The sequence below is a fragment of the Alteromonas sp. Cnat2-8 genome (assembly GCF_022348355.1).
GTDB lineage: Bacteria > Pseudomonadota > Gammaproteobacteria > Enterobacterales > Alteromonadaceae > Alteromonas > Alteromonas macleodii.
In genome coordinates, this window is sequence record NZ_JAKREX010000003.1 from 659,985 (window position 1) to 685,575 (window position 25,591).

31 protein-coding genes are annotated in these 25,591 nt (G+C 42.1%); 30 read left to right on the top strand and 1 reads right to left on the bottom strand.

Going from position 1 to position 25,591, the window contains the following annotated elements:
- Positions 1-271 precede the first annotated feature (271 nt).
- The 19 genes from MHN00_RS10620 to rplQ all read left to right on the top strand — a co-directional run bounded on the left by MHN00_RS10620 (position 272) and on the right by rplQ (position 12,668).
- Complete coding sequence (locus MHN00_RS10620; RefSeq protein WP_014950914.1) at positions 272-1,666, top strand: DUF4397 domain-containing protein; 1,395 nt, start codon at positions 272-274, stop codon at positions 1,664-1,666.
- A 132-nt stretch (positions 1,667-1,798) separates the two neighbouring features.
- A complete protein-coding gene (locus MHN00_RS10625) occupies positions 1,799-3,907 on the top strand; it encodes an ATP-binding protein (protein ID WP_239301130.1) in 2,109 nt (702 codons plus the stop codon).
- 221 nt (positions 3,908-4,128) lie between these two features.
- On the top strand, positions 4,129-4,497 hold the full coding sequence (gene rplN / locus MHN00_RS10630; RefSeq protein ID WP_012519228.1) for a 50S ribosomal protein L14: 369 nt from the start codon (positions 4,129-4,131) through the stop codon (positions 4,495-4,497).
- Positions 4,498-4,509: 12 nt separating this feature from the next.
- Entirely contained in the window at positions 4,510-4,824 is a 315-nt protein-coding gene (rplX, locus tag MHN00_RS10635) for a 50S ribosomal protein L24 (RefSeq protein ID WP_014950912.1), read from the top strand.
- 17 nt (positions 4,825-4,841) lie between these two features.
- Positions 4,842-5,381, top strand: a complete 540-nt coding sequence (rplE, locus tag MHN00_RS10640; RefSeq protein ID WP_014950911.1) for a 50S ribosomal protein L5 — start codon at positions 4,842-4,844, stop codon at positions 5,379-5,381.
- Positions 5,382-5,393: 12 nt separating this feature from the next.
- Positions 5,394-5,699 (top strand): 30S ribosomal protein S14, encoded by a 306-nt coding sequence (gene rpsN, locus MHN00_RS10645; RefSeq protein ID WP_014950910.1) that lies wholly within the window; start codon positions 5,394-5,396, stop codon positions 5,697-5,699.
- 13 nt (positions 5,700-5,712) lie between these two features.
- Positions 5,713-6,105 (top strand): 30S ribosomal protein S8, encoded by a 393-nt coding sequence (rpsH, locus tag MHN00_RS10650; RefSeq protein WP_012519224.1) that lies wholly within the window; start codon positions 5,713-5,715, stop codon positions 6,103-6,105.
- A gap of 13 nt (positions 6,106-6,118) precedes the next feature.
- Positions 6,119-6,652 (top strand): 50S ribosomal protein L6, encoded by a 534-nt coding sequence (gene rplF, locus MHN00_RS10655; protein WP_014950909.1) that lies wholly within the window; start codon positions 6,119-6,121, stop codon positions 6,650-6,652.
- A gap of 12 nt (positions 6,653-6,664) precedes the next feature.
- Positions 6,665-7,018 (top strand): 50S ribosomal protein L18, encoded by a 354-nt coding sequence (rplR, locus tag MHN00_RS10660; protein WP_014950908.1) that lies wholly within the window; start codon positions 6,665-6,667, stop codon positions 7,016-7,018.
- A 9-nt stretch (positions 7,019-7,027) separates the two neighbouring features.
- On the top strand, positions 7,028-7,528 hold the full coding sequence (gene rpsE, locus MHN00_RS10665) for a 30S ribosomal protein S5 (RefSeq protein WP_012519221.1): 501 nt from the start codon (positions 7,028-7,030) through the stop codon (positions 7,526-7,528).
- A gap of 6 nt (positions 7,529-7,534) precedes the next feature.
- On the top strand, positions 7,535-7,714 hold the full coding sequence (rpmD, locus tag MHN00_RS10670) for a 50S ribosomal protein L30 (RefSeq protein WP_014950907.1): 180 nt from the start codon (positions 7,535-7,537) through the stop codon (positions 7,712-7,714).
- 3 nt (positions 7,715-7,717) lie between these two features.
- Positions 7,718-8,152, top strand: a complete 435-nt coding sequence (gene rplO / locus MHN00_RS10675; protein ID WP_014950906.1) for a 50S ribosomal protein L15 — start codon at positions 7,718-7,720, stop codon at positions 8,150-8,152.
- Between the two features lie 5 nt (positions 8,153-8,157).
- A complete protein-coding gene (gene secY / locus MHN00_RS10680) occupies positions 8,158-9,477 on the top strand; it encodes a preprotein translocase subunit SecY (protein WP_014977524.1) in 1,320 nt (439 codons plus the stop codon).
- A 38-nt stretch (positions 9,478-9,515) separates the two neighbouring features.
- Positions 9,516-9,632, top strand: a complete 117-nt coding sequence (gene rpmJ / locus MHN00_RS10685; RefSeq protein WP_012519217.1) for a 50S ribosomal protein L36 — start codon at positions 9,516-9,518, stop codon at positions 9,630-9,632.
- 175 nt (positions 9,633-9,807) lie between these two features.
- Positions 9,808-10,164 (top strand): 30S ribosomal protein S13, encoded by a 357-nt coding sequence (gene rpsM, locus MHN00_RS10690; protein ID WP_012519216.1) that lies wholly within the window; start codon positions 9,808-9,810, stop codon positions 10,162-10,164.
- Positions 10,165-10,178: 14 nt separating this feature from the next.
- Complete coding sequence (gene rpsK, locus MHN00_RS10695) at positions 10,179-10,571, top strand: 30S ribosomal protein S11 (protein ID WP_012519215.1); 393 nt, start codon at positions 10,179-10,181, stop codon at positions 10,569-10,571.
- 24 nt (positions 10,572-10,595) lie between these two features.
- Positions 10,596-11,216: a 30S ribosomal protein S4 gene (gene rpsD / locus MHN00_RS10700; RefSeq protein ID WP_012519214.1), complete on the top strand. Its 621-nt coding sequence runs from the start codon at positions 10,596-10,598 to the stop codon at positions 11,214-11,216.
- Between the two features lie 19 nt (positions 11,217-11,235).
- Positions 11,236-12,225 carry a DNA-directed RNA polymerase subunit alpha gene (rpoA, locus tag MHN00_RS10705; RefSeq protein ID WP_039226687.1) on the top strand — a complete coding sequence of 330 codons (990 nt, stop codon included), beginning with the start codon at positions 11,236-11,238 and terminating at the stop codon, positions 12,223-12,225.
- A 41-nt stretch (positions 12,226-12,266) separates the two neighbouring features.
- Positions 12,267-12,668 carry a 50S ribosomal protein L17 gene (gene rplQ, locus MHN00_RS10710; protein WP_012519212.1) on the top strand — a complete coding sequence of 134 codons (402 nt, stop codon included), beginning with the start codon at positions 12,267-12,269 and terminating at the stop codon, positions 12,666-12,668.
- 142 nt (positions 12,669-12,810) lie between these two features.
- Here rplQ and MHN00_RS10715 read toward each other — a convergent pair whose 3' ends face one another.
- Complete coding sequence (locus MHN00_RS10715; protein ID WP_156078903.1) at positions 12,811-13,179, bottom strand: hypothetical protein; 369 nt, start codon at positions 13,177-13,179, stop codon at positions 12,811-12,813.
- Between the two features lie 245 nt (positions 13,180-13,424).
- Between MHN00_RS10715 and MHN00_RS20540 the strand changes: the two genes are divergently transcribed.
- The 11 genes from MHN00_RS20540 (at position 13,425) to MHN00_RS10765 (ending at position 25,489) form a co-directional block, all read left to right on the top strand.
- Positions 13,425-13,604: a hypothetical protein gene (locus MHN00_RS20540; protein ID WP_343213214.1), complete on the top strand. Its 180-nt coding sequence runs from the start codon at positions 13,425-13,427 to the stop codon at positions 13,602-13,604.
- Positions 13,605-13,639: 35 nt separating this feature from the next.
- Positions 13,640-14,299: a hypothetical protein gene (locus MHN00_RS20545; RefSeq protein ID WP_343213215.1), complete on the top strand. Its 660-nt coding sequence runs from the start codon at positions 13,640-13,642 to the stop codon at positions 14,297-14,299.
- 12 nt (positions 14,300-14,311) lie between these two features.
- Positions 14,312-14,800, top strand: a complete 489-nt coding sequence (locus MHN00_RS20550; RefSeq protein WP_239301131.1) for a flagellin — start codon at positions 14,312-14,314, stop codon at positions 14,798-14,800.
- Positions 14,801-15,359: 559 nt separating this feature from the next.
- Positions 15,360-15,818, top strand: a complete 459-nt coding sequence (locus tag MHN00_RS10730) for an adenylyltransferase/cytidyltransferase family protein (RefSeq protein WP_156078902.1) — start codon at positions 15,360-15,362, stop codon at positions 15,816-15,818.
- A gap of 14 nt (positions 15,819-15,832) precedes the next feature.
- Positions 15,833-17,290, top strand: coding sequence for a glycosyltransferase (locus MHN00_RS10735; protein WP_156078901.1), 1,458 nt, complete (start codon positions 15,833-15,835; stop codon positions 17,288-17,290).
- A complete protein-coding gene (locus tag MHN00_RS10740) occupies positions 17,290-18,543 on the top strand; it encodes a glycosyltransferase family 4 protein (protein WP_239301132.1) in 1,254 nt (417 codons plus the stop codon). The genes MHN00_RS10735 and MHN00_RS10740 overlap by 1 nt, the downstream gene beginning before the upstream one ends.
- Before the next feature lie 94 nt (positions 18,544-18,637).
- Complete coding sequence (locus tag MHN00_RS10745) at positions 18,638-20,587, top strand: LicD family protein (RefSeq protein WP_239301133.1); 1,950 nt, start codon at positions 18,638-18,640, stop codon at positions 20,585-20,587.
- 19 nt (positions 20,588-20,606) lie between these two features.
- Positions 20,607-21,914 (top strand): discoidin domain-containing protein, encoded by a 1,308-nt coding sequence (locus MHN00_RS10750; RefSeq protein WP_156078899.1) that lies wholly within the window; start codon positions 20,607-20,609, stop codon positions 21,912-21,914.
- A gap of 38 nt (positions 21,915-21,952) precedes the next feature.
- Complete coding sequence (locus MHN00_RS10755) at positions 21,953-23,047, top strand: hypothetical protein (RefSeq protein ID WP_239301134.1); 1,095 nt, start codon at positions 21,953-21,955, stop codon at positions 23,045-23,047.
- A 106-nt stretch (positions 23,048-23,153) separates the two neighbouring features.
- Positions 23,154-24,317 carry a polysaccharide pyruvyl transferase family protein gene (locus MHN00_RS10760; RefSeq protein ID WP_239301135.1) on the top strand — a complete coding sequence of 388 codons (1,164 nt, stop codon included), beginning with the start codon at positions 23,154-23,156 and terminating at the stop codon, positions 24,315-24,317.
- Positions 24,318-24,382: 65 nt separating this feature from the next.
- On the top strand, positions 24,383-25,489 hold the full coding sequence (locus tag MHN00_RS10765) for a hypothetical protein (protein ID WP_156078896.1): 1,107 nt from the start codon (positions 24,383-24,385) through the stop codon (positions 25,487-25,489).
- Positions 25,490-25,591 lie beyond the last annotated feature (102 nt).

Genomic DNA, 25,591 nt, shown 5'->3' on the forward strand with positions numbered 1-25,591 from the left:
GCAGGCTTTTTTTTGTTTCAGTTTTGTGCGCGGTTTGCTTACGTTTATTCGCACATCTATGCCTTTTACCAGCATTTTTAGAAGCTTGAATGTCAAGTTTCCATAAAGAAAGGTCAGCTTTGCAAAGTTGACGTAAAGCTGCGAACTAAGCCCTATTCACATAGCCATATCGCTGTATTGTGCGTGCCAAGATCAGCACTCTCTACATGTGCCTATTTGCTTTTACGCAGGCTTTATCCAACCAAGAACAACTTCAAAGGACATTCAATTTATGCAATTGACCTCTCAATCTTTGCTTCGTGGAACATGGTTCCAAACAGTGGCAATTGGGCTTATTGCACTGCTTGGGCTTACCGCTTGTGGTGGCTCAGGCAGCAGTAGCTCAGATTATTCGTATGCTTACATTCAGTTTTACAACGCTTCGCCTAACGGTGCTAATGTAGAAATGCGTGAAGTTGATGGCGATAGCTTTGGTTCTGCTCAATTTGGTGACACTACGTCAATGTACTCTATGGATGATGGAGAATTAGAACTCGAGTTCATTCGAACTGATTCAGACGACCAAGAAGTATTTATTGACGAGATTACCGTTAACTTAAAAACCGGTTATAAGACCATTGTTGTTATGAGTGGTGACTTTAGTAACCCCGTTTTTACCACCTATTCCTATAAGCGCGAAACATTGGAAGATCACTTCCGCCTATTCGCTTTGTCGGTAGCAGTAGATGAATCTTCTTATGATTTCTACATGAGTGAGTCTGGCGACCCGTTTGAAGCAGCCAACTTCCTTGGCACGGTTACAACGGGCGACATGATTGAATTTGACTTCTGGGATGCAGATGATGACAGTGAATACTTTGATGAGGGCGAGTACACTATTTATTTGACCGAACCAGGAAGTGACGATGTTGTCTTTGAATCACAAACCATCGATTTTGTATACGAAACTGAGTATCTAATGACACTGCGCGATGTCAGTGGCGCCATTCAAGAAGGGCTAGTTGTAGACACTATTCTTAACTCTTCATCAGTAACGGCGCTTACAGATGTAGAAGCAGATTCACAGTATCGTATTTACAATTCTACGAATCTAGATGCAGAGCTTCAGGTTACCTTTGGTGGAAACACTGATGAAGAGGACGTCAGTTTTACACTCGCGGCGGGGGAGTTGTCTGAGTTTAGTACTATCCGCTATGGCGATTATCGCGTTACCGTAACCGACCCATCAGGTACAGTGACGTCACTGAGCAACAAGCTAATTACGCTTAATCAGGGTGAGAGTAAGGCTATTCTTATCTACAACACCAACAATAAATTAGGCGCAGCAACCTTTGTAGAAAGTGGTTTGCCTCAGGCCTACGATAAGACAGTAAACTTCATCAACTTAGTTAGCGACTTTGATGACGTAGACTTCTACTTGGTAAGAAATGACGAAACCATTGATACTGCTGAGTACGATATACAGAATCTTGAATTTGCTGAAAGTACCAGTGAAGTGCTGCCGTCAGACTACTATGAAGTGATTGCCGTATACGAAGATGATAACGAGGAGCAGGTGCTGCTTGATAGAACCGCTCTGTTTGGCTTTACAGAGGAAGAAAACTACATAGTTACTGTTGAGCCAGCGGATACACCAACGGGATATGAAATTAACGTGCTTTATTAATCGGTTAGTACATTTATTATACTAATTGATAAGGGTGAAAACTTTCATCTGCGTGTATTTCACGTAAGTTTAAAAGGTCAACGCTAAAAACGTTGGCCTTTTTACTTGCTGTCCGGGAGGGCGAAAATCCTCATGAGTATCATTAAAGATCTACAAACCATATCAAATGACAAAGCACTTTCATTTGATAAAAAGCTCGAGAGCTTGCTAAGCATAGGTACGGAAATACTCGGGTTGGAAACAGGGATTGTAAGTAACATTCAAGGCGATAATTACCGTGTGCTTAGCGTTATTACGCCCGACAACGACATACCATTAAATACGACCTTCGCATTACCAGACACTTACTGTGCAGACGTGGTGAACAGCGATGCTGTTGTCGCTTATCACAATATAGATACTGCGCCAGGTGCCTCGCATCCGTGTTTTGAAAAATACACATTAAAGAGTTATCTCGCTTCACCAGTGCGAGTACATGGTGAATTTTTCGGTACAGTAAACTTCTCATCTCTCGGTCCACGGGACACACCCTTTACGCCATTAGAGATGGACTATTTACTTTTGCTTGCTTCGTGGATAGGCAACGAATTAGAGCGTCAACAAGCGATAAGTAATCTCAATGCGCAAAAAGCGATATTAGAAGAGAGAAACTCGTTATTACACCAAGTGACTAACCTAGCCGGTGTAGGTACATGGGAATTAAATATTGATACCGGAGCATTGATTTGGTCTGGTGCACTGAAGCGAATGCTGCATGTGCATGGTGAAAAAGTAGTAAAGCCAGAAGACGTGATCAAATTCGTGGTTGATGAAGACCAGCGGAATAAATATGTCGCCCAGTTCAATCAGATGATAAAAACCGGCGAAGACTTTTCCTATGAACTTGAAGTTCGCACCGATGCGGGAGAAACCCGTTGGTTACAAAGTCGCGCTCATCCGGTCATGGAGAATGACCGTTGCGTTAAGGTAATTGGTGCTACAGTTGATATTACGCAGCTTCACATGGACAAGGCAATGCTGCAGCAAAAAACGGATATGGCAGAAAGCGCCTTGAAAGCGCGAAGTGAGTTCCTTGCGAATATGAGCCATGAAATAAGAACACCAATTCATGGGGTTCAGGGCATGCTTGAGGCACTTATTAGTTCCTCGCTAAATTCTACCCAGCTAGAACATGCCACAATTGCTATGAAAAGTGCAGATTCATTACTCAACATCGTGAATGATATATTGGATTTTTCTAAAATCGACTCTGGCAACATGTCGTTTGAAGAATCGCCCACTAACCTTGCCGACACCATAGAAGAGCAAGTGCCGATGTTCACGCGGCTAGCTCACGAGAAAGGTATTGAACTTTCAGTAAGCACAAAGGGGGTTGAGGGAAAAACCTTCATAGCTGACAAACTAAGAATTGGGCAAATTCTGATTAACCTATTGAATAACGCCATTAAATTCACAAAAGTGGGGAAGGTAACGGTTGAAACTAAAAGCACCCGATATGGAAAAGGGCGGTTCAGAGTAAAACTAATCGTGACTGATTCAGGGATCGGAATTAGCGAGCAACAGCAAAAGCTCATTTTCTCGCCGTTCGTTCAAGCAGAAAACTCGACGCAGCGAAGATATGGTGGGACAGGCTTAGGGTTGTCTATAGTCAGTCAAATCGTGAAGCATTACGGTGGTAAAATTGAGGTGTGCAGCGATTTAGGCGTGGGGGCGCGATTTATCGTAACCCTCATGCTAGACGATGCTAACGCAGGCACCGTAGCCGAAAAAGCATGTGGCCATAATGCTGTTTATATCCCTTCTAAACAGGAACTGAGCGCGTTTAAAGCACTAATAGTTGAAGACAATGAAATAAATCAGCTTGTCATTAAAGAGCAACTAAAAGAGATAGGCATTACCGCCGATTTAGCAGAAAACGGTGAAGAGGCAGTAGAAAAAGTTAAAGACGCATTAAAAGGAAAGTCACCCTACACAATCATTTTGATGGACTGCCATATGCCTGTAATGGATGGATTAGAGGCGACGAAGCTAATTAGGTCAATGGGAGACAAGGCACGGGACATCCCAATAATTGCATTAACCGCAAATGCGTTAACCGGCGACAAAGAAAAATGCTTGAAATCCGGCATGGATGACTTCATATCAAAACCTGTTGGTGTAAGCCGGTTGAAAGAGTGCCTTTACAGGCACTTGAGTAAGCAGCTTGTAAGTAATGAAAATCGCCTAAAAGATCCTGCTTGATAACCTATGACGTGGTTATCAGCCCCGACTTTTAGTCGGGGCTTTTTTATTGCTCACATAGTTTAAAAATAATTCAATTTACCGCTATCACTTCCAAATGTTTTCTGTTATTATTTCGCGCCCTTTTTATGGGGGTATGTACATAAAAGCAACGACATCCAGTTGTTTTTAGCAGCACTAACGACTCGGGAGAGTCTTAATTTTAAGAGCGGAGCACTAACATGATCCAAATGCAAACTAACCTGGACGTTGCAGACAACAGCGGCGCTCGCAGGGTTCAGTGTATTAAGGTTCTTGGTGGCTCGCATCGCCGTTATGCAGGTATCGGTGACATCATCAAAGTTACTGTTAAGGAAGCAATTCCTCGCGGTAAAGTTAAAAAAGGTGACGTACTGAATGCAGTGGTGGTGCGTACTAGAAAAGGCGTTCGTCGTGCAGATGGTTCTACCATTCGTTTTGACGGTAACGCGGCTGTTATGCTTAATGCTAACAAGCAACCAATTGGTACGCGTATCTTTGGCCCGGTTACCCGTGAGTTGAGAAGTGAAAACTTCATGAAAATCATCTCATTGGCCCCAGAGGTACTATAAGGAGTCACGATAATGGCTAATAAAATTCGTCGTGATGATGAAGTAGTCGTATTAGCGGGTAAAGACAAAGGCAAACAAGGCAAAGTCCTTAAAGTGCTTATTGCTGATAACCGTGTAATTGTAGAAGGCGTTAATCTCGTTAAGAAGCACACTAAGCCAAACCCACAACTGGGCGTAGCTGGTGGCATCGTTGAGAAAGAAGCTTCTATTCACGTTTCTAATGTTGCGATTGTTAACCCGGCAACGGGCAAAGCAGATCGCGTTGGTTTCCGTTTCGAAGATGAGAAGAAAGTACGTTTCTTCAAGTCTAACGGCGAACTTGTTTAATTATATTGGAGAGTACGATGGCGAAACTGCATGATTTCTATAAAGAAACAGTAGTAGCTGAACTTGCTAAGCAGTTCGGATACAAAAGCGTCATGCAAGTCCCTCGGATTGAAAAAATCACTCTAAACATGGGTTTAGGTGAAGCAGTTGCTGACAAAAAGGTACTTGAGAATGCTCAAGCTGACATGACGGCTATCGCCGGTCAGAAGCCTGTTGTTACAGTTGCTAGAAAATCAGTAGCGGGTTTTAAAATCCGTGAAGGTTATCCGATTGGCTGTAAAGTAACCCTACGCGGCGAGCGTATGTGGGAATTCCTAGAGCGTTTGATTTCAATCGCTATCCCACGTGTTCGCGACTTCCGTGGTTTGAATCCTAAATCATTCGACGGACGTGGTAACTACAGCATGGGCGTGCGTGAGCAAATCATTTTCCCTGAAATCGATTTCGATAAAGTGGATAAGGTTCGCGGTATGGATATCACTATCACTACCAGTGCGAATACAAATGAAGAAGCACGTGCTCTGCTGGACGCGTTTAACTTCCCATTCAAAAAGTAGGGGTGTAGGGTTATGGCAAAAGAATCAATGAAGGCACGTGAAGCTAAGCGTACTAAGCTAGTAGCTAAGTATGCTGAAAAGCGCGCCGCACTTAAAGCGATTATCAGCGATGTTAACGCTTCTGAAGATGAGCGTTGGGACGCTGTTCTGAAGCTACAACAACTGCCACGTGACTCTAGTAAGTCTCGTCAACGTAACCGTTGTCGTGTTACTGGTCGTCCACATGGTTACCTACGCAAATTCGGTCTTAGCCGTATTAAGCTTCGCGAAGCAGCGATGCGCGGTGAAGTCCCTGGCCTTAAGAAAGCCAGCTGGTAAGGAGTAGCTGATAATGAGCATGCAAGATCCTATCGCGGATATGTTTACCCGCATCCGTAACGGCCAGATGGCACAGAAAGTTTCTGTAACTATGCCTTCTTCAAAACTTCGCGTTGCAATCTGTGAAGTATTGAAAGCTGAAGGTTATATTACTGACTTCGCTGCTTCTGGTGACGTTAAGCCTGTTTTAGAAGTTACGCTTAAGTACTTCGAAGGCAAGCAAGTAATTGACACTATCGAACGTGTAAGCCGTCCTGGTCTGCGCATCTATAAGAAAAAAGATGAGCTTCCAAAGGTTATGGGTGGTTTAGGCGTAGCTATCGTGTCGACTTCTAAAGGTGTGATGACTGACCGTGCAGCGCGTAACGCTGGCATGGGCGGTGAGATCATCGGTTATGTAGCATAACGGAGGAGTTGAAATGTCACGTATAGCAAAAGCCCCAGTAGACGTTGTATCAGGTGTAGAAGTTTCTATCTCTGGTCAAGAAGTTACTGTTAAAGGTAGTAAAGGCACTTTGACCCGCGTTTTCAACGACGCTGTAGAAGTTGCACAGGAAGAGAACCAACTTAAAGCACTTCCACGTGAAGGCTTTGTTGACGGTTGGGCACAGGCTGGTACTGCGCGCTCTATCCTTAACGCAATGGTTCAAGGTGTTTCAGAAGGTTTTGAGAAAAAACTTCAGTTGTTAGGTGTTGGTTACCGTGCACAAGCACAAGGTAACAAACTAAACCTTACACTAGGTTTCTCTCACCCTGTAGCATACGAAATGCCTGAAGGCATTACGGTTGAAACTCCTAGCCAAACTGAAATCGTCGTTAAAGGCGCCGATAAGCAGGTGGTTGGTCAGGTTGCGGCGAACATTCGTGGTTACCGTCCACCAGAGCCTTACAAAGGTAAAGGTGTACGTTACGCTGACGAACACGTACGTCGTAAAGAAGCTAAGAAAAAGTAGGTGGGTGATACGATGGATAAGAAAACAGCTCGCATTCGTCGCGCTACTCGCGCACGAGCAAAAATTCGTGAACTGGCCGCGCATCGCTTGGTAGTTAACCGTACACCTCGCCACATCTACGCTCAGCTAATCGCTCCATGCGGTTCTGAAGTGTTGGCAGCGGCTTCAACTGTTGAGAAAGATCTTGCAAAAGATCTTAAGTCTACAGGTAACGCTGAAGCAGCGACGGTAGTCGGTAAAGCAATCGCAGAGCGCGCTCTTGAGAAAGGCATTAAAACAGTGGCTTTCGATCGCAGTGGTTTCCAATACCACGGTCGCGTTAAAGCATTAGCTGATGCAGCTCGCGAAGCTGGTCTTCAGTTCTAGGAGTTTATAATGGCTAAACAAGACGTTCAAAATGGTGAATTTCTAGAGAAATTGATCGCCGTAAACCGCGTATCTAAAGTGGTTAAAGGTGGTCGTATCTTTAGTTTCACTGCATTGACAGTAGTGGGTGACGGTAACGGTCGCGTTGGTTTTGGTTACGGTAAGGCACGTGAAGTACCTGCTGCAATCCAAAAAGCAATGGAAAAGGCACGTCGCAACATGGTTGACGTAGACCTTAACGGTCACACGTTACAGCACCCGATTAAAGGTCGTCACTCTGGCTCTAAAGTTTACATGCAGCCAGCATCTGAAGGTACCGGTATTATTGCCGGTGGTGCGATGCGTGCAGTACTTGAAGTAGCTGGTGTACAAAACGTACTTTCAAAATGTTACGGCTCTACAAACCCAATCAACGTTGTACGTGCAACAATCAACGCGCTGACAGAAATGAACAGCCCGGCGAAAGTTGCTGCGAAGCGTGGATTGTCTGTAGAAGAAATTTTGGGGTAATCAGACATGGCAACGATTAAAGTAAAGCAAACTAAAAGTGCAATTGGCCGTCTGCCAAAGCACAAAGCTACGCTTAAAGGTTTAGGCCTTCGTAAAATCAACCATGTTCGTGAACTGGAAGATACCCCAGCCGTTCGTGGCATGATCAACCGTGTATATTACATGGTTGAGATAGTGGAGGAGTAAGACATGCGTTTAAATACAATTTCTCCAGCCGAAGGTTCAAAGCCTACTGGTAAGCGTTCTGGTCGTGGTATCGGCTCAGGTCTTGGTAAAACGAGTGGCCACGGTCACAAAGGTCAAAAAAGCCGTTCAGGTGGCCGCGTTAAGCCAGGATTCGAAGGTGGTCAGATGCCTATCCAGCGTCGTCTTCCTAAGTTCGGTTTCACTTCACGCAAGAGCTTTGTTACTGATCAAGTAACTCTTGCTGAAATCGCGAAGGTTGATGGTGATACTGCATCTCTTGAGACTTTAAAAGCAGCTGGTATCGTTAAGAAAGAAATCCAGTTCGTTAAAGTTGTTAAGAGCGGTGAAGTTTCACGCGCTGTTACAGTAAGCGGGTTAAAGGTTACTAAAGGCGCTAAAGAAGCGATTGAAGCTGCTGGCGGTAAAGTAGAGGAATAAGCTAGATGGCTAAACCAGGATTGGATTCAGGCGCTAAAAGCGGCTTGAGTGAGCTTAAGGCAAGATTGTTGTTCGTACTTGGTGCGATTGTTGTATTCAGACTAGGTTCTTACGTTCCTATCCCTGGCATCGATCCAGCTGTACTTGCTGACTTGTTCGAGCAACAAAAAGGCACCATTGTAGAAATGTTTAACATGTTCTCTGGTGGTGCGCTTGAGCGTGCATCCGTTCTGGCTTTGGGCATTATGCCATACATTACTGCATCCATTATCATGCAGTTGCTCTCGGTGGTTCACCCACCGATGGTGGAGCTTAAAAAAGAAGGCGAAGCAGGCCGTCGTAAAATTAGTCAGTACACGCGTTATCTAACGCTTGTATTGGCTATCTTCCAATCAATTGGAATTTCGACTGGTTTGCCTAACCTGATTAATGGATTGGTGATAAACCCTGGCTTCGGATTCTACTTTACGGCAGTAGTGAGCCTAGTCACAGGAACTATGTTCCTTATGTGGTTGGGTGAGCAAATTACCGAACGAGGTATTGGTAACGGTATCTCTATATTGATTTTTGCTGGTATTGTTGCCGGTCTGCCAACAGCGATAGGTCAGACTGCGGAACAAGCAAGGCAGGGCGACATTAACTTGTTGTTCCTACTGTTGATTGGCGTGATTGTTATCGCTCTTACATACCTAGTTGTATTTGTAGAGCGCGGACAGCGCAGAATTGTGGTAAACTACGCAAAACGTCAGCAAGGCCGTCAGGTTTTTGCTGCGCAAAGCACCCATTTACCGCTGAAAGTCAACATTGCTGGTGTAATTCCACCAATCTTTGCTTCTAGCATTATTCTGTTCCCGGGTACCATCGCAGGATGGTTCGGACAGAATGAATCAACAGCGTGGTTGCAAGACGTAGCGCTTATGCTATCTCCTGGTCAACCGCTGTACGTGATGTTATACGCAGCTGCGATTATCTTCTTCTGCTTCTTCTACACGGCGTTGGTTTTCAACCCGCGTGATACAGCAGATAACTTGAAGAAGTCTGGCGCGTTCATCCCAGGCATCCGCCCGGGTGAGCAAACGTCACGATACATTGACAAGGTAATGACTCGCCTTACACTGGCTGGCGCACTGTACATAACCTTTATTTGTTTAGTGCCTGAATTCATGCTAATTGCTTGGAATGTGCCGTTCTACTTCGGTGGTACGTCGCTTCTCATTATCGTAGTAGTTATCATGGACTTTATGGCACAAGTACAGACACATTTGATGTCTAGTCAATATGAGTCTGTGCTGAAGAAAGCTAACCTTAAAGGCTACGGCCGATAAGTTAGCCCCTTAATATTGATAGAAAGGGGAAAGATGTAATGAAAGTTCGTGCATCAGTAAAAAAGATTTGCCGTAACTGTAAAGTTATCAAGCGCAACGGTGTTGTGCGTGTAATTTGCAGTTCTGACCCAAAGCATAAGCAGCGTCAGGGCTAATCTAAGCGGAACAAGATATTCGCAAAGCTAAGTAAGCAGAACCTAGATAGTACTTGTCTGGTTCTGCTAGTTTTGTTTTAAAGTATTTTGAACCTTAATTTGCAATTTAGTCGACGGGTAAGTATCCTATCGGGCTTTTTAGGTCGTCGACAAATAAACAAGAGGAGTGCTGTTAATGGCCCGTATCGCTGGCATTAACATTCCTGAGCACAAGCATGCTGTAATCGCTATCCAAGCGATCTATGGCGTTGGTCCCACACGTGCGAAAAGCATTTGTGCGGGTGCTGGTGTTGCAGAAAATACAAAAATCAAAGAGCTAGACGAAGCTACTATTGATAAGCTTCGTGACGAAGTGGCTAAATTCACCGTTGAAGGTGACCTACGCCGTGAAGTCTCTATGAGCATCAAACGTTTGATGGACCTGGGTTGCTTCCGTGGTATTCGCCACCGTCGTAGCTTGCCTCTACGTGGTCAGCGCACTAAAACTAATGCGCGTACCCGTAAAGGTCCTCGTAAGCCAATTAAGAAGTAAACGGGGAGTAAGTTATGGCTAAAGCACCAGCTCGTAGCACGCGTAAGCGCGCTAAACGTCAGGTTGCAGACGGTATGGCTCATATCCATGCGTCTTTCAACAACACAATTGTGACTATTACAGACCGTTCAGGCAATGCACTAGCATGGGCGACATCTGGTGGTTCAGGTTTCCGTGGTTCACGTAAATCTACCCCATTTGCTGCACAGGTAGCTGCTGAGCGTGCAGGTGTTGCTGCACAAGAATACGGTCTTAAAAACCTTGAAGTTTTCGTTAAAGGTCCAGGTCCAGGCCGTGAGTCTGCGATCCGTGCTCTTAACGCTACAGGTTATAAGATCACAAACATTACCGATGTGACCCCTATTCCTCACAACGGTTGTCGTCCACCGAAAAAACGTCGCGTTTAATCGACGGACAGTTGGAGAAAGATCATGGCAAGATATTTGGGTCCAAAACTCAAACTTAGCCGTCGCGAAGGAACAGACCTGTTCCTAAAAAGCGGCGTTCGCGCAATCGATTCTAAATGTAAAATCGATACAGCGCCTGGTCAGCACGGTGCCCGTCGTGGCCGTCTGTCTGACTACGGTGTTCAGCTGCGTGAAAAACAAAAAGTTCGTCGTATGTACGGCGTTCTGGAAAAGCAATTCCGCAACTACTATAAAGAAGCTGCACGTCTAAAAGGCAACACAGGTGAAAACTTGCTACAGCTTTTAGAACAGCGTCTTGATAACGTAGTTTACCGTATGGGTTTCGCTAGCACTCGTGCAGAAGCACGTCAGCTAGTTAGCCACAAGGCGATCATGGTAAATGGTCAAGTTGTGAACATCCCATCGTTTAACGTTTCTGCCGAAGACGTGGTTTCTGTTCGTGAAAAGGCTAAGAAGCAAGCGCGTATCGTTGCTGCTTTGGAACTGGCTGACCAACGTGAGAAGCCAACCTGGATTGAAGTAGACAGCAGCAAAATGGAAGGCACTTTCAAGCGCGTTCCTGAAAGAACTGACCTGTCTGCGGAAATTAACGAACAGTTGATCGTCGAACTTTACTCTAAGTAAAGCTAACTAAAGAGGAAGCATTGTGGGTTCTGTGACTGAATTCCTAAAACCGAGATTAGTTGAGATCGAAAACGTTTCTCCTACTCGTGCCAAAGTAACTTTGGAACCACTAGAGCGCGGCTTTGGCCATACTCTAGGTAACGCCCTACGTCGTATTTTACTGTCATCTATGCCAGGATGTGCAGTTACCGAGGTAGAAATTGACGGCGTTCTTCACGAGTACAGCACCAAAGAAGGTGTTCAGGAAGACGTAATTGAAATCTTGCTAAATCTTAAAGGTTTAGCGGTTCGCCTTGAAGGTAAAACTGAGGCAACCCTAACTCTAGTGAAATCTGGCGCTGGCCCTGTTGTTGCTGGTGATATTCAGCATGATGGCGACGTAGAAATTACAAACCCTGACCACGTTATTTGTACTTTAACTGGCGAAGCTGAAATCAGCATGCGCATTAAAGTAGAAATGGGTCGCGGTTATGTACCAGCTTCTACCCGTCGCTCCTCTGAAGAAGATGATCGTCCAATTGGTCGTTTGTTAGTAGACGCTTCATACAGCCCAGTTGAACGTATTGCTTACAGTGTAGAGTCTGCTCGTGTTGAACAACGCACAGACCTAGACAAACTAATCATCGACATGGAGACGAACGGTACTTTGGATCCTGAAGAAGCGATCCGCCGTTCTGCTACTATCCTAGCTGAACAGCTAGATGCATTCGTAGACCTACGTGATGTGTCTGAGCCAGAAGCGAAAGAAGAGAAGCCAGAATTCGATCCGATTCTGCTTCGTCCAGTAGATGACCTAGAGCTGACAGTACGTTCTGCAAACTGTTTGAAAGCAGAAGCTATCCAGTACATTGGTGACCTGGTACAGCGCACTGAGGTTGAGCTACTTAAAACGCCAAACCTTGGTAAGAAATCGCTAACTGAAATCAAAGATGTTCTAGCATCTCGTGGTCTTTCTCTAGGTATGCGCCTAGAAAACTGGCCGCCAGAGAGCATCGCTGAAAAAGATTAATCAGGTTTTTATCAAACTGATTTGTAGAGAAGGATAAAACTATGCGCCATCGTAAGAGTGGTCGTCAGTTGAATCGCAACAGCAGCCATCGTCAAGCTATGTTCAAAAACATGGCCGGTTCTTTGGTCAAGCACGAAGTGATCAAAACTACGTTACCAAAAGCGAAAGAATTACGTCGCGTAATCGAGCCTCTAATCACTATGGCTAAAGAAGACAGCGTTGCAAACCGCCGTCTAGCTTTTGCCCGCACTGGTGACAAAGAGGTTGTAGGTAAACTATTCAACGAGCTTGGTCCTCGTTACGAAGCTCGTCCAGGCGGTTACACTCGCATTCTTAAATGCGGTTTCCGTGCTGGCGACAATGCCCCAATGGCATATGTTGAGCTAGTTGACCGTCCAGTTGTAGAAGCTGAAGAAGAAGCAGTAGAAGCAACTGAAGAGTAATTAATACTCGATTAGAAAAAGGGGCCTGAGTGAAAACTCAGGCCCCTTTTTTTGTGTGCATGACTAATGGCTTCGGAAACGTTGCGTTTGGGCCCAGGCAGGTACAGTAAGACTCAAAAGACCATTTAACTATTACTCTGTTCTAATAATTCTCGGCCAGTTCTGAATAGTGCTTACAAGCCGCTGTTTCCTTATCAGAGTTCAGTAGTGCATCGCAGCCTTGATTGGCCATTGAATTAAGGCATTCAGTGGCGGGCTCAATAAGTTCATGCTCGTCTCCTAAATCAGCAATGCTCATATATTGGCCACATATCTCTTCTACCATATTCAACATCATGGCTTTCATTTCAGGTGGAAACTCGTCATTAGCACTCATCTCTTGCCCAACACACATTTTACTCTTATCACATAATTTAGTGACCGCATTGTTTAACGCCGCGCTATCCGCAAAAACACAAATCGAATATCCAGTTAAAGCTAGGGCCAGAGTAATTTCCTTCTTATTCACCATAAGGTGTGACTCCATAGTATTAATTGGGTTGTACTAAATTTGAACAGCTATGTCACATTACGGAATCTATATTTAAAGTCTAGGGTTGAAAACGGTGATTTACGTAAGTGCCGGAAGCTATTTGAAATAAAGTTAGATTGTCGTTCTTAAGGCGCAAGAGGCTTGTTGGCGTGCTTATTGCTGCAACATACATATAAACTAAGCCCGTTTAATTTAACTAAGATTAAAGCGTAAAAGGAACTAGCGTGCTATCGGTTACAGGAAATTACCAGTCTTTAGGTCTTTCAACTTTACAAAATACAGCGCTATCAGCGCGTTTAGAGCGTTTAAGTTCTGGGTTAAGAATAAACAGCGCTGCTGACGACAGTGCAGGCCTCCAGATATCCAATGACTCGTATCCGAGAAGAAGGCGTATACCCGGCTGAATCGAAACTTAAATGACGGTATCAGCTACGCACAAATCGCTGAGGGTGGGCTGCAAGAGTCTGCCGCTATATTGCAGCGAATGCGGCAATTGGCAATACAATCGCAAAACGGCGTAAATGCGGTAAATGACCGTGCAGCACTAGACAAAGAATTCCAACAACTTAAAAATGCTCTCAATGGCATTGACTACAGTACAGAAGCTTTTAACCAACTGCCGCTCGTAGGTGACACTAATTTGCTTTCAGCGAACGTACCGTCAATTAGTAACACGTTTACTAATGGTATGGCTCAAAGTATGACAAGTGGACTGCGATCTTTTGCATACATACCGGCTGGCTCTTCAAATATTCTAATAGATTTACATGACAATGGTGCTAACGACGATGTACAGGTGTTTACCGTAGAAGGGGAGCACCTAGCGGGTACGCCACTTTCGGCATTTACATGGGGTGCTTACGGCGTAGTGAATTCATCAGCCATTGAGGGGACATTCTTTCTTCCGACAAACGGCTATAGCCCTTCGGCATCCTACGACGATAGTGATTTATTAACAGTTGGAAGCGCTACTATAGACGGCAATACGATATCATTCACGGGGGATCAGAACGCCAGCGGTAACTTAAATGGAAACCTTACAATTACGAGCAATGCACAACCGCTCATCCATTTCTGTTATCGGCACCGGCTCTTTTAGTGTAACAGCCTCGTGGACATCGCTTGGGGATGGAGACAGTCAAAATTTAGCTTAGGGCCCGTTGATATTACTTCAACCAATCAATTAGGTGTGGGTACCGACTTCATTGAACTTATCAAAACATCCGCTACGTTAACTGACCTCGGACTAGCCGGCACCTTGTTGCAAGGTAGAAGCGAAGCTGAAAACGCGCTTACACAAATAGATAGCGCGCTTGAGATAGTCGGAGAAAGTAGAGCTTTCTACGGTGCAAAAATCAATCAGATGTCAACTGCTATTAGAAATAACGCAATTGGCCTGGAGAATATTAGCAGCGCTCACTCAAAAATTGCTGATGCTGACTTTGCTTCAGAAACTGCATTGCTTACTCAAGCTCAAATAGTTGAACAAGCTAGTTTTTCTGTTCGTGCGCAAGCTAAGTCTAGTGATGAGCAGGTATTGGGGTTGTTAAATGAGTCAGTTAACAAGAGTAAATCGATAAGAGTGAATAGGTACCGGTAATACCTCAATGTTTTTGCTTGTTACTTAATCAAAATGTTCAAATAATAGTTAGTTTTTAGAGCCTATTGTTTTTCGATATAACGATGTTATCGATTAATCATCCCTTTCACAGCTTTGTATACTACTTACCAATCACATAGCTACAGAGGGAGAAGCACAGTTGAATGCTAAAACCAAATCGATTCTTATCAGTACTGCTCGTGCGCTGAAAAAACTAGGCAAGGTATCGTACGAATTGTTATTAGGGGCATATTTAGATGATGACTGTACGGAATACTTGCTAGACAGGTATGCTCCGGCAGCGAAATAAAGTCTAATGAATAAAAAGTTGAAAATTAGTTTTGTATATAAAATCGCTAATGCTCAATAGGCCTTTTTAGGACCGAATTATATATTACTTCAAATCAATACATAGTTTGGCGCAGCCATTCTTTCATTAAATATAGGGTACCTAACCCTACACATTTCTCTACTTTTACTAAACAATCTCACCGATTATTTATAAATAATTCGTGCTAAAATGCCGCCGATATGAAGAAGATTTGATAAGGAAAATTCAATGTCAGTAACTGTCGTAACTTACGGTACGTTTGATTTGTTTCATGTAGGTCACGTTAGACTTCTCAAACGGCTAAAAGCTATGGGGGATAAGTTGGTTGTGGGCCTTTCCACTGATAGCTTCAACCAATTGAAAGGTAAAAACGTCATTATACCTTTTGCTGATAGAAAAGAGGTTTTGTTGTCGTGTCGGTATGTTGATGATGTGTTTGAGGAGGATTGTTGGGAGCAGAAAAGAGACGATTTGGTCAGGGAAAATGCCGATATCTTCGCTATTGGAGATGATTGGGCTGGAAAGTTTGATGATCTAGAAGACATTGTTAAAGTCCTATATTTGCCGAGAACAAAAGATATATCTACCACTGAACTAAAAACAGTTATGAGAGAAATCAACGAGGAAAAGGTGCGAGAGGCAAAAAATGTAGCCACCCACCTAGTCGATCTACTGGGTAAGTTTTAATTGGGCCTATTACAATGAAAACTAAGATTAAAAAAATTATAAAGGCTCGGCTACCTTCGATCGCAAAAAAGTTTGAAAAACAGCGTATATTAAACATCGACTTAGTCTGTGTACAAAACGGACGTTTAGTAATCTCCGGATGGTTAGTAGATCGGCAATTTCAAATCACTCAGTCCTCCTTAAAAGTAATGGGGAGCGATTCTGATATTTACACTTTTGAGCGAGCAGATGTTTCCGGCGCCATGGGGTTGGAAAATCCTCAAAATTGCTTTGGATTCATTATCGTTTTTGATGGAAAAGCTTCTGACATCTCGAATGTTCAGTTTGAATCTGATAGCTTCACATTTCCGTTAAGAAAACAACGGTATAACCTAGCAAAGAATGTGTCAGACATTCTAGCCCATGTTCCTAAAGATAGAGAAAAAGCTTTTAGCTTCTTCCAAATGCACGGTTTTGAAGTTGATGAACATGCAGTTACAGCACCAACTGTAACTCGAAAGCTTGATAAAGACGTACTTAAAATCAAAAGAATTCTTGATAGTATAAACGTATATGATGCTGACTTTTTTGATGTAGCTAAAACACATTTGTTACCTGAGATTCAGCGTATATGGAAATCCAGAATTGCGAAGTTTAAAACAAGCGAAGTTCAAGTTCTCGGTGAAATTCCTGAGAACCCTAACGTTTCATTAATTATTCCCTTGTATGGTCGATATGACTTTATTCAACATCAAATCTCTCAATTTTCGAAAGATAGCGGTTTCAAAGATGTCGAAGTGATATATGTTGTAGACGATCCGGAAATTGCGCGGATAGTAAATATAACGGCTTTTGGCGTGTTTCAAATTTACAGATATCCATTCAAAGTTGTTTATTCAGATTTTAATAGAGGGTTTTCAGGAGCCAATAACTTAGGTGTTAGTCATGCTAGAGGCGAAAAACTTCTTTTGTTAAACTCCGATATTTTACCGTCAAAAGCTGGTTGGGTGCAGGAACTAGCTGCGCAACATGAATCTTTAGACGACTGTGGAATATTAGGTGCCACGTTAGTGTATGAAGATGACACCATTCAGCATGCTGGTATGGAGTTTCGAAAAGATTCACATTATCCGGGTATATTGATGAATCACCATCCTTTTAAAGGCGTGCCTGTAGACTTATTAGATATGGCGCCGGTGTTTAATGTCACCATCACTACAGGCGCTTGCATGCTCATTAATAAGGCCCTCTATAATGAGATAGGTGGGTTTGACCCTCTTTATGTCTTGGGGGATTTTGAAGACTCAGACTTGTGTTTGAAAGTTTTAGATAAAGGATTAAAAAACTATTGTTCTTCTACAGTCCGTCTTTATCACTTAGAGCGTTTGTCCCAAGACTTAGTTGATAAAGGGGATTGGAAGTTTAAGCTCACACTGATAAATGGGGTATACCAAATGGAAAAGTGGTCTTCTTTGTTAGAGGAAGTAGCATAGTGAATAAGTCTAATACTCGAACGCTAATTGTATCTCATGGTCACCCCGATTTTAATAAAGGAGGAGCCGAGGTAGCCGCATATAACCTCTATTCTGCAATGAGAGACAGAGGTGAAGACGCCTTCTTCCTTGCTCGAACATCGCAACCTCCGCACGGAGGCGCTGCATTCTCTTCTCGTAAAGACAAGAGAGAAATTCTATTCCACACAACAATGGACGATGGTTTCCTATTTTCTAACTTGAAAACTCGCCATTTATGGCAAGAGTTTAGAGATTTACTACAGCTCATAAAGCCTGATGTTGTTCATCTGCATCACTATTTCCTGTTAGGGATAGAAATCTTCACTGAGATTCGCAATATGCTTCCACATGCTCGAATAGTGCTAACACTGCACGAGTATCTTGCTATTTGTCACAATAAAGGGCTAATGATTAAAACCAATGGCAAACTTTGCTATGGTGCTTCAGCAAGAGACTGCTATAACTGCTTTAACTCTGTGCAACCTGGTGATTTTTTTCTTAGAGAAAAGTATATAAAAAACCACTTTGACATGGTTGATCACTTCATTTCGCCATCCTTATTTTTGAAAAAGCGATATGTGGAGTGGGGTATAGAGGAGGCTAAGATTTCCGTAATCGAAAACGGTTTACCGGAGGCCGCTTCGAGCGTAATTGACGCAGGAAATGAAGATATACTAAAACCGAAACAAACATTCGCTTTTTTTGGTCAAATTAACCCCTACAAAGGTATAGATGTTCTGTTACAAGCTCTTACGTTGCTTCCCAAAGCGATTCGTCAACAAGTAAGGGTTGAAATCCACGGGGCTAATTTAGACCAGCAAGAAAGCAAATACCAAGAAAAGGTGAAAAAACTACTCAAAAAACTAGGAAAAACAGCAATTTTTCAAGGAGCGTACGAACAACACGAAATGCCTACGCTACTTCGGGCGGTTGACTGGGCAGTAGTTCCATCTATCTGGTGGGAGAATTCGCCTGTCGTTATTCAGGAAGCATTAGCTGCTAAAGTTCCGCTTATAGTGAGTAACATAGGAGGGATGAGTGAAAAAGTCCGAGACGGAATTGACGGCTTTCACTTCCGGCATAGTAATCCTGCCGACCTAGCGGCGGTCATCGAACGTTGTGTAATGCAGCCTACTATAAGAAGCAAAATGTCTGACAACATAAAACCGATTCTCAAATTAGAAGAGTGTTTATCGTTACATCAGAAAGTATATACAAGTTCATTAGCGTAGTTGGTCGCTAACAGAAGAATGTGAATTCCTTATGACATTTCTATTGCAGTTCGATATCATTATTATCCTACTGCATTAGGAATTATAAGGAATTATGCAAACGCTAATAAAGTTGGCTAAGAAAACTCTTCAGCTTTCGAAAGACTTAGTTAAGAGCAGAAATAACAAAAGTCTATCGACTGCAGCTAACGATAACCTCTCTACCCTTTCATTTTTAGATGGAAAATCACCCGTAATTACTCGACTGCCAGGCTTCGTATATGGCCCTCTTCGGAATATTGGTTCTACTTTTTTTAGAGTGAATAGCCGTGTTTCAACCGTGCAACTAGAGTTGATTAACGAAAATCCAGAAATCCTCAATTTTAATTTCTTGGCCTTTTGGATAGAAAATGAAGAGGGTAATTTAATCCGCTATGAAGGCTCTGTTATATGTGAAATGAGTAGCGTGGTGGAGGTTTTACCAGACCCTAAAGCGTGCCTTCGTGGTGATGAACGCAATACAGTGTCCGTACATTCAAAAAGGGAAATCAGACCTTGGTGGAAAGCGACTCTTCCCGAACCGCGTAAAATAGCCTATGTAGAGTTTTGCAATAGAAAAGACGTTTGGGGCGTTAGAAGTCGAGGTATGATTTTTAGAGCTTTTGATACCCACGGCAAATGTATTTTCAGACATTCAAAAGTTATTAAGAAAGATGCATTTCAAGCTTTTTCAGAGCAGGGTGCGTATACTCTAAATTCCTGTTCGAACTACTTAAGCGAACAAGGCTATACAGAGCTTTGTGATTCCGTGAATAGCCTATTTACTAAGTGGCTAAAGAGCAAACACACAAACGAAGCTCATCGTAAAGAATTGTTGTCTCTGTTATCAGCAGCTGATGAAATTATTCGGGTTGCTACGCCTGATATGGCTGGTACGAAGGAGGAGGGCTTAGAATTTACAGTGCCTAAAGGAACAAAATATTTTCGAGTAATCGCTTTTTCTCAAAAAGCGACGCGCGATTTGGAAATGTTTATCGATAATAATGGCACCACTTCAAGCTTAAGAACCTCTCATACAGAAGTATTAGACCCATGTATCTTTGACGCTAAGCGAAGAAACTGGCTTTTACAAGGGGTACATATCTTTAAACATAAACTAGATATTTCAAGAGAAAGCGATATCACCGTATGGCACGGTGGTTACTACAGCAGCTCAGCTTTCGTGCAAAGAATTATACAAACGAGTAAGGATGGTAAGTCGTGGCGTACCATAGAGAGTACTCTAGAGACTATGCTCGCTAGGCTACAACTATTAGAAATAATGGAGTGGCTTTTAGGTAGTAAGTGGTCGAAAGAATTTACGCATCAACTCGGCCATTTTATGTCAACTTATCGTATTTCACATGCCCGAGCTGTGAAAGGATTATTTAAAACACAGCGAGAGTTATTGCCCATCTTTTTCGAGGGCATAGATAGTGGAGCTCAGAGCGCGAAATTTCTTCCTAGAGTTACATATGCCAGACATGGGTTAGTTGTACCCCTAAAAGAATTAGATTCAGAGTTTTTAGCTTTAAGAATGAAACGATTCTGCGATTTCATTAAAAGCTGCTTCGGTCTTGATGCATTTCTATGTTATGGAACCCTCTTAGGTATTTACCGAGATGGTGATTTTTTACCGCATGATGATGATGTTGACCTGGCAGTTATAGTTGACTTACCAGAAGGGGAAACATATCGATCAGAGTCAGAAAATTGGCTGGAAAAATTTGAGCAGGAAGGCGTGAAGTGTAGACTTCCCACTCCCACGAGCCTAAATATGCATTGTTACTTTGAAGACTTTGATATGGATTTGTTTTTTATTTATAGAATCCCTAAGAAGCAAAAAAGTGTTTGGACACACATGGAAGGATATAAAACGAGAGAGGTTAAAAGAGATCTTTTTGAGCCTTTGTCCCCAATAGATTTCAAAGGATTTAGCTTCAATACGCCCGGAAATATAGAAGGCTTTTTACAAGACCGCTATGGGCTAGGCTGGGTTACACCAGATCCTACCTTCGAGTTATAAGCAATAGTGAACCGAATTTATGATTAAGTTATTTAAAAGTAAACAAGTAAATGAAGCCAGCGAACAAAACTTAGAGAACCTTCTACCTAGTTCTGTCTTGGCTGATTTAAAGCAACATATAGCCCAAAATCCTTTGCGTGAATTCAAAGGAGTAAAAAGTAAAGATCCCCTAATAATCCAAACCGACAAAAAAGCAAGATTTGTTAGGTTAAGTTTGCAGACTCAAGTTTCTTTTCATCTGGATGGAATAGAAATATTTAACAAGGATGGGAGGAACATCGCTCCCAATAAAAAAACTATTATAAGTTCAACTTATAATAATGAAGAAAAATATGATGGTAGAGGTTTTGTTAACAGTAAAATGAATGGTGGGTGCGGTTTTCACACCAAAAGAGAAGCAAATCCGTGGATTATAATTGATTTACTGACGATACGTAATTTAGATAAAATTATTGTTTACAATCGGGAAGGCGAATTCTATACGCGAGCACTGAGTTTAAAAGTAGAAGTATCGCGAGATCTTTATTCTTGGCACCAAATATTTGACAATTGGTCAGTATTAAAATCTTTTCGTGGGAAAACGCCATCAGATGTAGAAAATGCCATTCTTCACGCAATGGTCCTTGATCCTGGACCCAGTCAGCAGCTATTGGCCAAATGGAAGAAGGAAGGGCGTTATGAACAAGCTTTAGAATACCAAAGTTGCGTTAATGAACTTCTTAAAGATAGTGGTTTGGCACTTGGACCTCACGGGCTTATGCGTACTTTCGAGTTACAGAGTGCGACTGAAAAACGCAAAGTAGCTTCGGAATTAGGGTTAATCCTTAAATGGTTGAATGACGATTTCGGCGTTCCAGCATTTATATCTTCAGGCACTTTACTAGGTATAGTCAGAGATGGACAATTTATTGCTCACGATGATGACGTAGATATTTGTTACATTAGCAAAGCATCCTCCGAAGACGAAATTTTAGAAGAGCGCCAAAAGCTTGTCTCATTTTTGCAATCAAAAAAGTGTAACGTGAAGGGCTCGGGTATAGCTCATCTATGGTGTACAACACCGGGCGGGCAAAATTTAGATATATTCACTGGGTTTGTTGAAGAAGAATACTGCAGTATGAACCCTATAAGCAGGAGAGAAATTAAAAAGTCGGATGTGTTACCAGTTTCTACCTTGCAATATGATGGGGTGGAACTATATCTTCCTGCTAACCCTGAGCGATTACTGGAAGTAAACTATGGGAAAGGTTGGCGAGAGCCAGATCCCCTTTGGTCTTTTGATTGGGGCAAGGCAAAAAGTGACTTTGCTTTTCTTTACTTCAAATAGAAACAACGTTGTAACGTTTTTATATAGAGTCTATTGATTTGCGTAAACAAGTTTGGATTCATTTAGGTCCACCAAAAACTGGAACTTCAGCTATTCAAAAGTGGATGGTGGCCAATCGAGCATGGCTAGGCACGCAAGGAATCATGTACCCTGAATATGAGGTGGGGGCAAATGGGATTAGCTCTGGGCACATTCATCTGTTGTTAAGTGAATCGAATGGCAAATTTAAGGTTGATCCAGCAAAAGTAAAAAGTGTTTACAAGCAGTTTGAGGAAAGCCCTTACAGGATTCTGTTACTTTCTTCAGAGTACTTCTTTTATCATGCTGAATCTTTAGCTGCTTTATTACCAAAGGTTAAATTCATAGCTTATGTAAGATGTCCAATCGAGACTTTTGAGTCGGTATATAATCAAAGTGTAAAGCGACATGGCAAAACTGAACCGTTATCTTTCAGTAAAAATCTTCATACTACAACTCTCGATAGATTGTCAGAATTAGCTACAAATATAAAAAATGGCAAAGTTTATTTCAGAGCCTACCTGCAATCAAATGAGAACTTTAACTTAGTATCAGACTTTCTATCGGTTTTAAAATTAGAATGCATAGTAGATAATGAAAACACTAATGCATCATATACCTTTGAGGCATTAGAAACTAAACGGTGGTTGAACAAATTCAAATTGGACTCGTTGAATGATGAGATAGATAGTGCGCTTCAAGCCTTATCTGAAGGGACTCGCAACTATACATTACTTCCCGAAGACAGAAAGGAGCGACATTTCAAGCAATGTGTCCAAAATCTAAAATTGTTCCACACTAAATTTCATATCAAAAACGCCAACATTCTGTTTAATAGTTTATCTAAACGCGAAAGCTGGCACCAAATGTCGCAAGACAATCAGAGAGGCGCAATTAATTTTATTAGTGCTCGCCTTTTTGAATTACACCCCAAACTGTATCAAAGGGTGAGTAGTCAGCTTAAGAAATTACCATCAGACAATAGCGACAAGGTATTGATAAAAGAATTTTCACGATTTCATAATATTAGAAATATCCTACTTTTGCCGGCATTCAATTTATATAAGTCAAAAGCCTCAATGCTCCTGAAGAAGGTTCTTCCTCGCTACGAATAAGACGCCTGTTTAGTAAGATTTATTTAAATATTTCGTCACATATCTGTCTCCAAAATGTCACTTTAAACCGATACGTTGAGAGCTTTAAATAGTTTGGGCATTTTTAATGTTTTATCAACGGATAGCAGTCATCGGTCGTTCAGGGGAAATCGAGAATAGTTTTGAGAAAAGTTCTGACCAATTATTTAAGGAATGCGGTTTAAATACAGGGAATTTAGCATTTTGGTATGCGATGAGTCGCCACGTTAAGGGTGAAAAAACTTATTTTGGCTGGGATGTCGACCCCCTTTATCTGAAAAGTAATTTTGACGCCATAATGTTTCCCGCTGCGAACCAACTTAATCCCGATTGGGATATGGGGATTTTAGCTGACTTATTCGAAAAGGCTGATTTGCCTCTAATAATATGTGGGCTTGGGGTACAAGCGAAAGATACTTCTCAAAAACTGCAGTTCAAAAAAGGGACGTTACGGTTTATGAAAGTGATTTCTGAGAGAGCTAAGAGGGTAGGTGTCAGGGGGGATTTTACCGCTGAAGTCATGAAAGCTAATGGCGTAACGAATTTAGAAATAATTGGATGCCCTTCTAATTTTATATCTAGTGAACCTAACCTTGGTAAATTACAAGAGCGGCAATTTCAAAGTTTATTCAATGTCAACAGTATCGCACTTAACCTTGATATAACCCCGTCACATATGGATCTCGTCCGAACCGCTTATAGATGGGGGGAATCCTTAAATGCTATATATGTTAACCAGGCCCCTGAAGCATTAGTTAAAATGGCCAATGGAGATTTTTCGTCAGTGGAACAGGGGACGATAAATTACATACAGAACCTTATTAACCCAAGTTCTTCACGAGAAGAGTTTAGAGCATTTGTTAAACGCCATTTTAAGGTATTTTATTCGGCAACTGAGTGGATGAACCAGCTAAAAACGTGTGACTTAGCTGTCGGAACGCGAATGCATGGAAATATGCTAGCTTGGCAGGCTAAAACACCCTGTATTCTATTTCCGCATGATTCAAGAACTTCCGAATTGGCAATGTTAATGAAGCTTCCCTATGTCATGAGTAATGACGTAAAGAGCGCTAAGAGTATCGAACAGGTTCTCGATAAACTTGAATTTCATGGAAGCGAGTACGATACTCGAAGGGGAGCACTTCTAGACAAATATATTAACTTGTTAAACTGCGGAAATGTGCAAGTATCTGGGTCTCTAAACAACTTATATGAGGCGATGCAAAGGATGCAACGAAACAATGCGGCGTGAGATCGAGTTGCACCTCAACCTGATTTAAGAGATCATAGCTGTAGGTTTTTGAAGTTGCTATAAATATGATCTTGAGAGTTATTGTCCATATAGGACCGCCTAAGACAGGCACGTCCGCCATTCAGAATTGGTTACAATCAAATAAAGAACACTTACTAAAACGATCAGGTTTTTTCTATCCAGAGCATGGTGTAGATGGTAATGGCGTTAGTTCTGGTAATGTAGAAGCTGTTTTTACGAGAGATGAGAATGGAGAGTTACACTTCTCTAGTGATAGCTTTCGAAACTGCCTCATAAATGCGAAGAAGGAGGGGGCACATACACTATTGTTGTCCTCTGAATTCTTTTTTAAACGTTTAGCTCCGATCTTTGATTATTGTAAGGAAGCAATTGCCTTAGCATATGTACGTGATCCTCTAGAAACCATGGAATCCGGTTATAATCAAGGTGTCAAACGTCATTTTCAAACTCAAAAGTTCAATATCGCTGATAATCCCAAGACTGGAACACTGGATCATTTGGACAAATTAGTAACGGAATATGGTGCAGACCGTTTTATGTTGAGGCCTTATGATAGAGAGTTGTTTAACAATGGTGATATAGTTAGCGACTTTATAGCTGCTCTTTCTATCAAAAATGTAGTTCAACCTAAGCCCATGCTTGTGAATCCCTCTTATGTTTTTGAAGCGCTCGAATTCAAGCGCTGGTTTAATCAGATCCCAGACAAAAAATTACACAATCTTTTGGATATATTTTGTCAAGGCTATCAAAGCGGAACCCAAGCTTTTTCCCTTCTATCGCAAGAGAAACGAAAGCGTGTTCGGAATAATTTGCAGTCGAATCTTGAACGTTTTGTAGAGCGCCACCGACTTCATAAAGGATTGGAATTTCTTAGAAACTTGGAAAAAGAGGATGAGCGTATACACAAAGCTCAAGGGGTTTCTGAAACGGAGTTCGCAGTTTTGTTCGAGAAATTTATTTCTTCTAATGAAACCAATCAACACTATGTATTTTCGGTGCTTGAAGAACAGAAAAAACTCATAAAGACTCAATCAACACTGATTGGAGTTTGTGAATCATTAAGAACAGTACGCATCAGAAAGAACACTCCAACACCGATACTAAGAAGGCTATATAGACTGGCAGAAGATGTTTTAAAAAGAAATTCGTAACCAAAATTGAACGGCATTGTTTCAAAATAATCGTATGTAGTTAAGGGTTGAATAAAATAGTGTTACGATTACCAAGTCGGAAGCAATAAAATCATTTGCAAG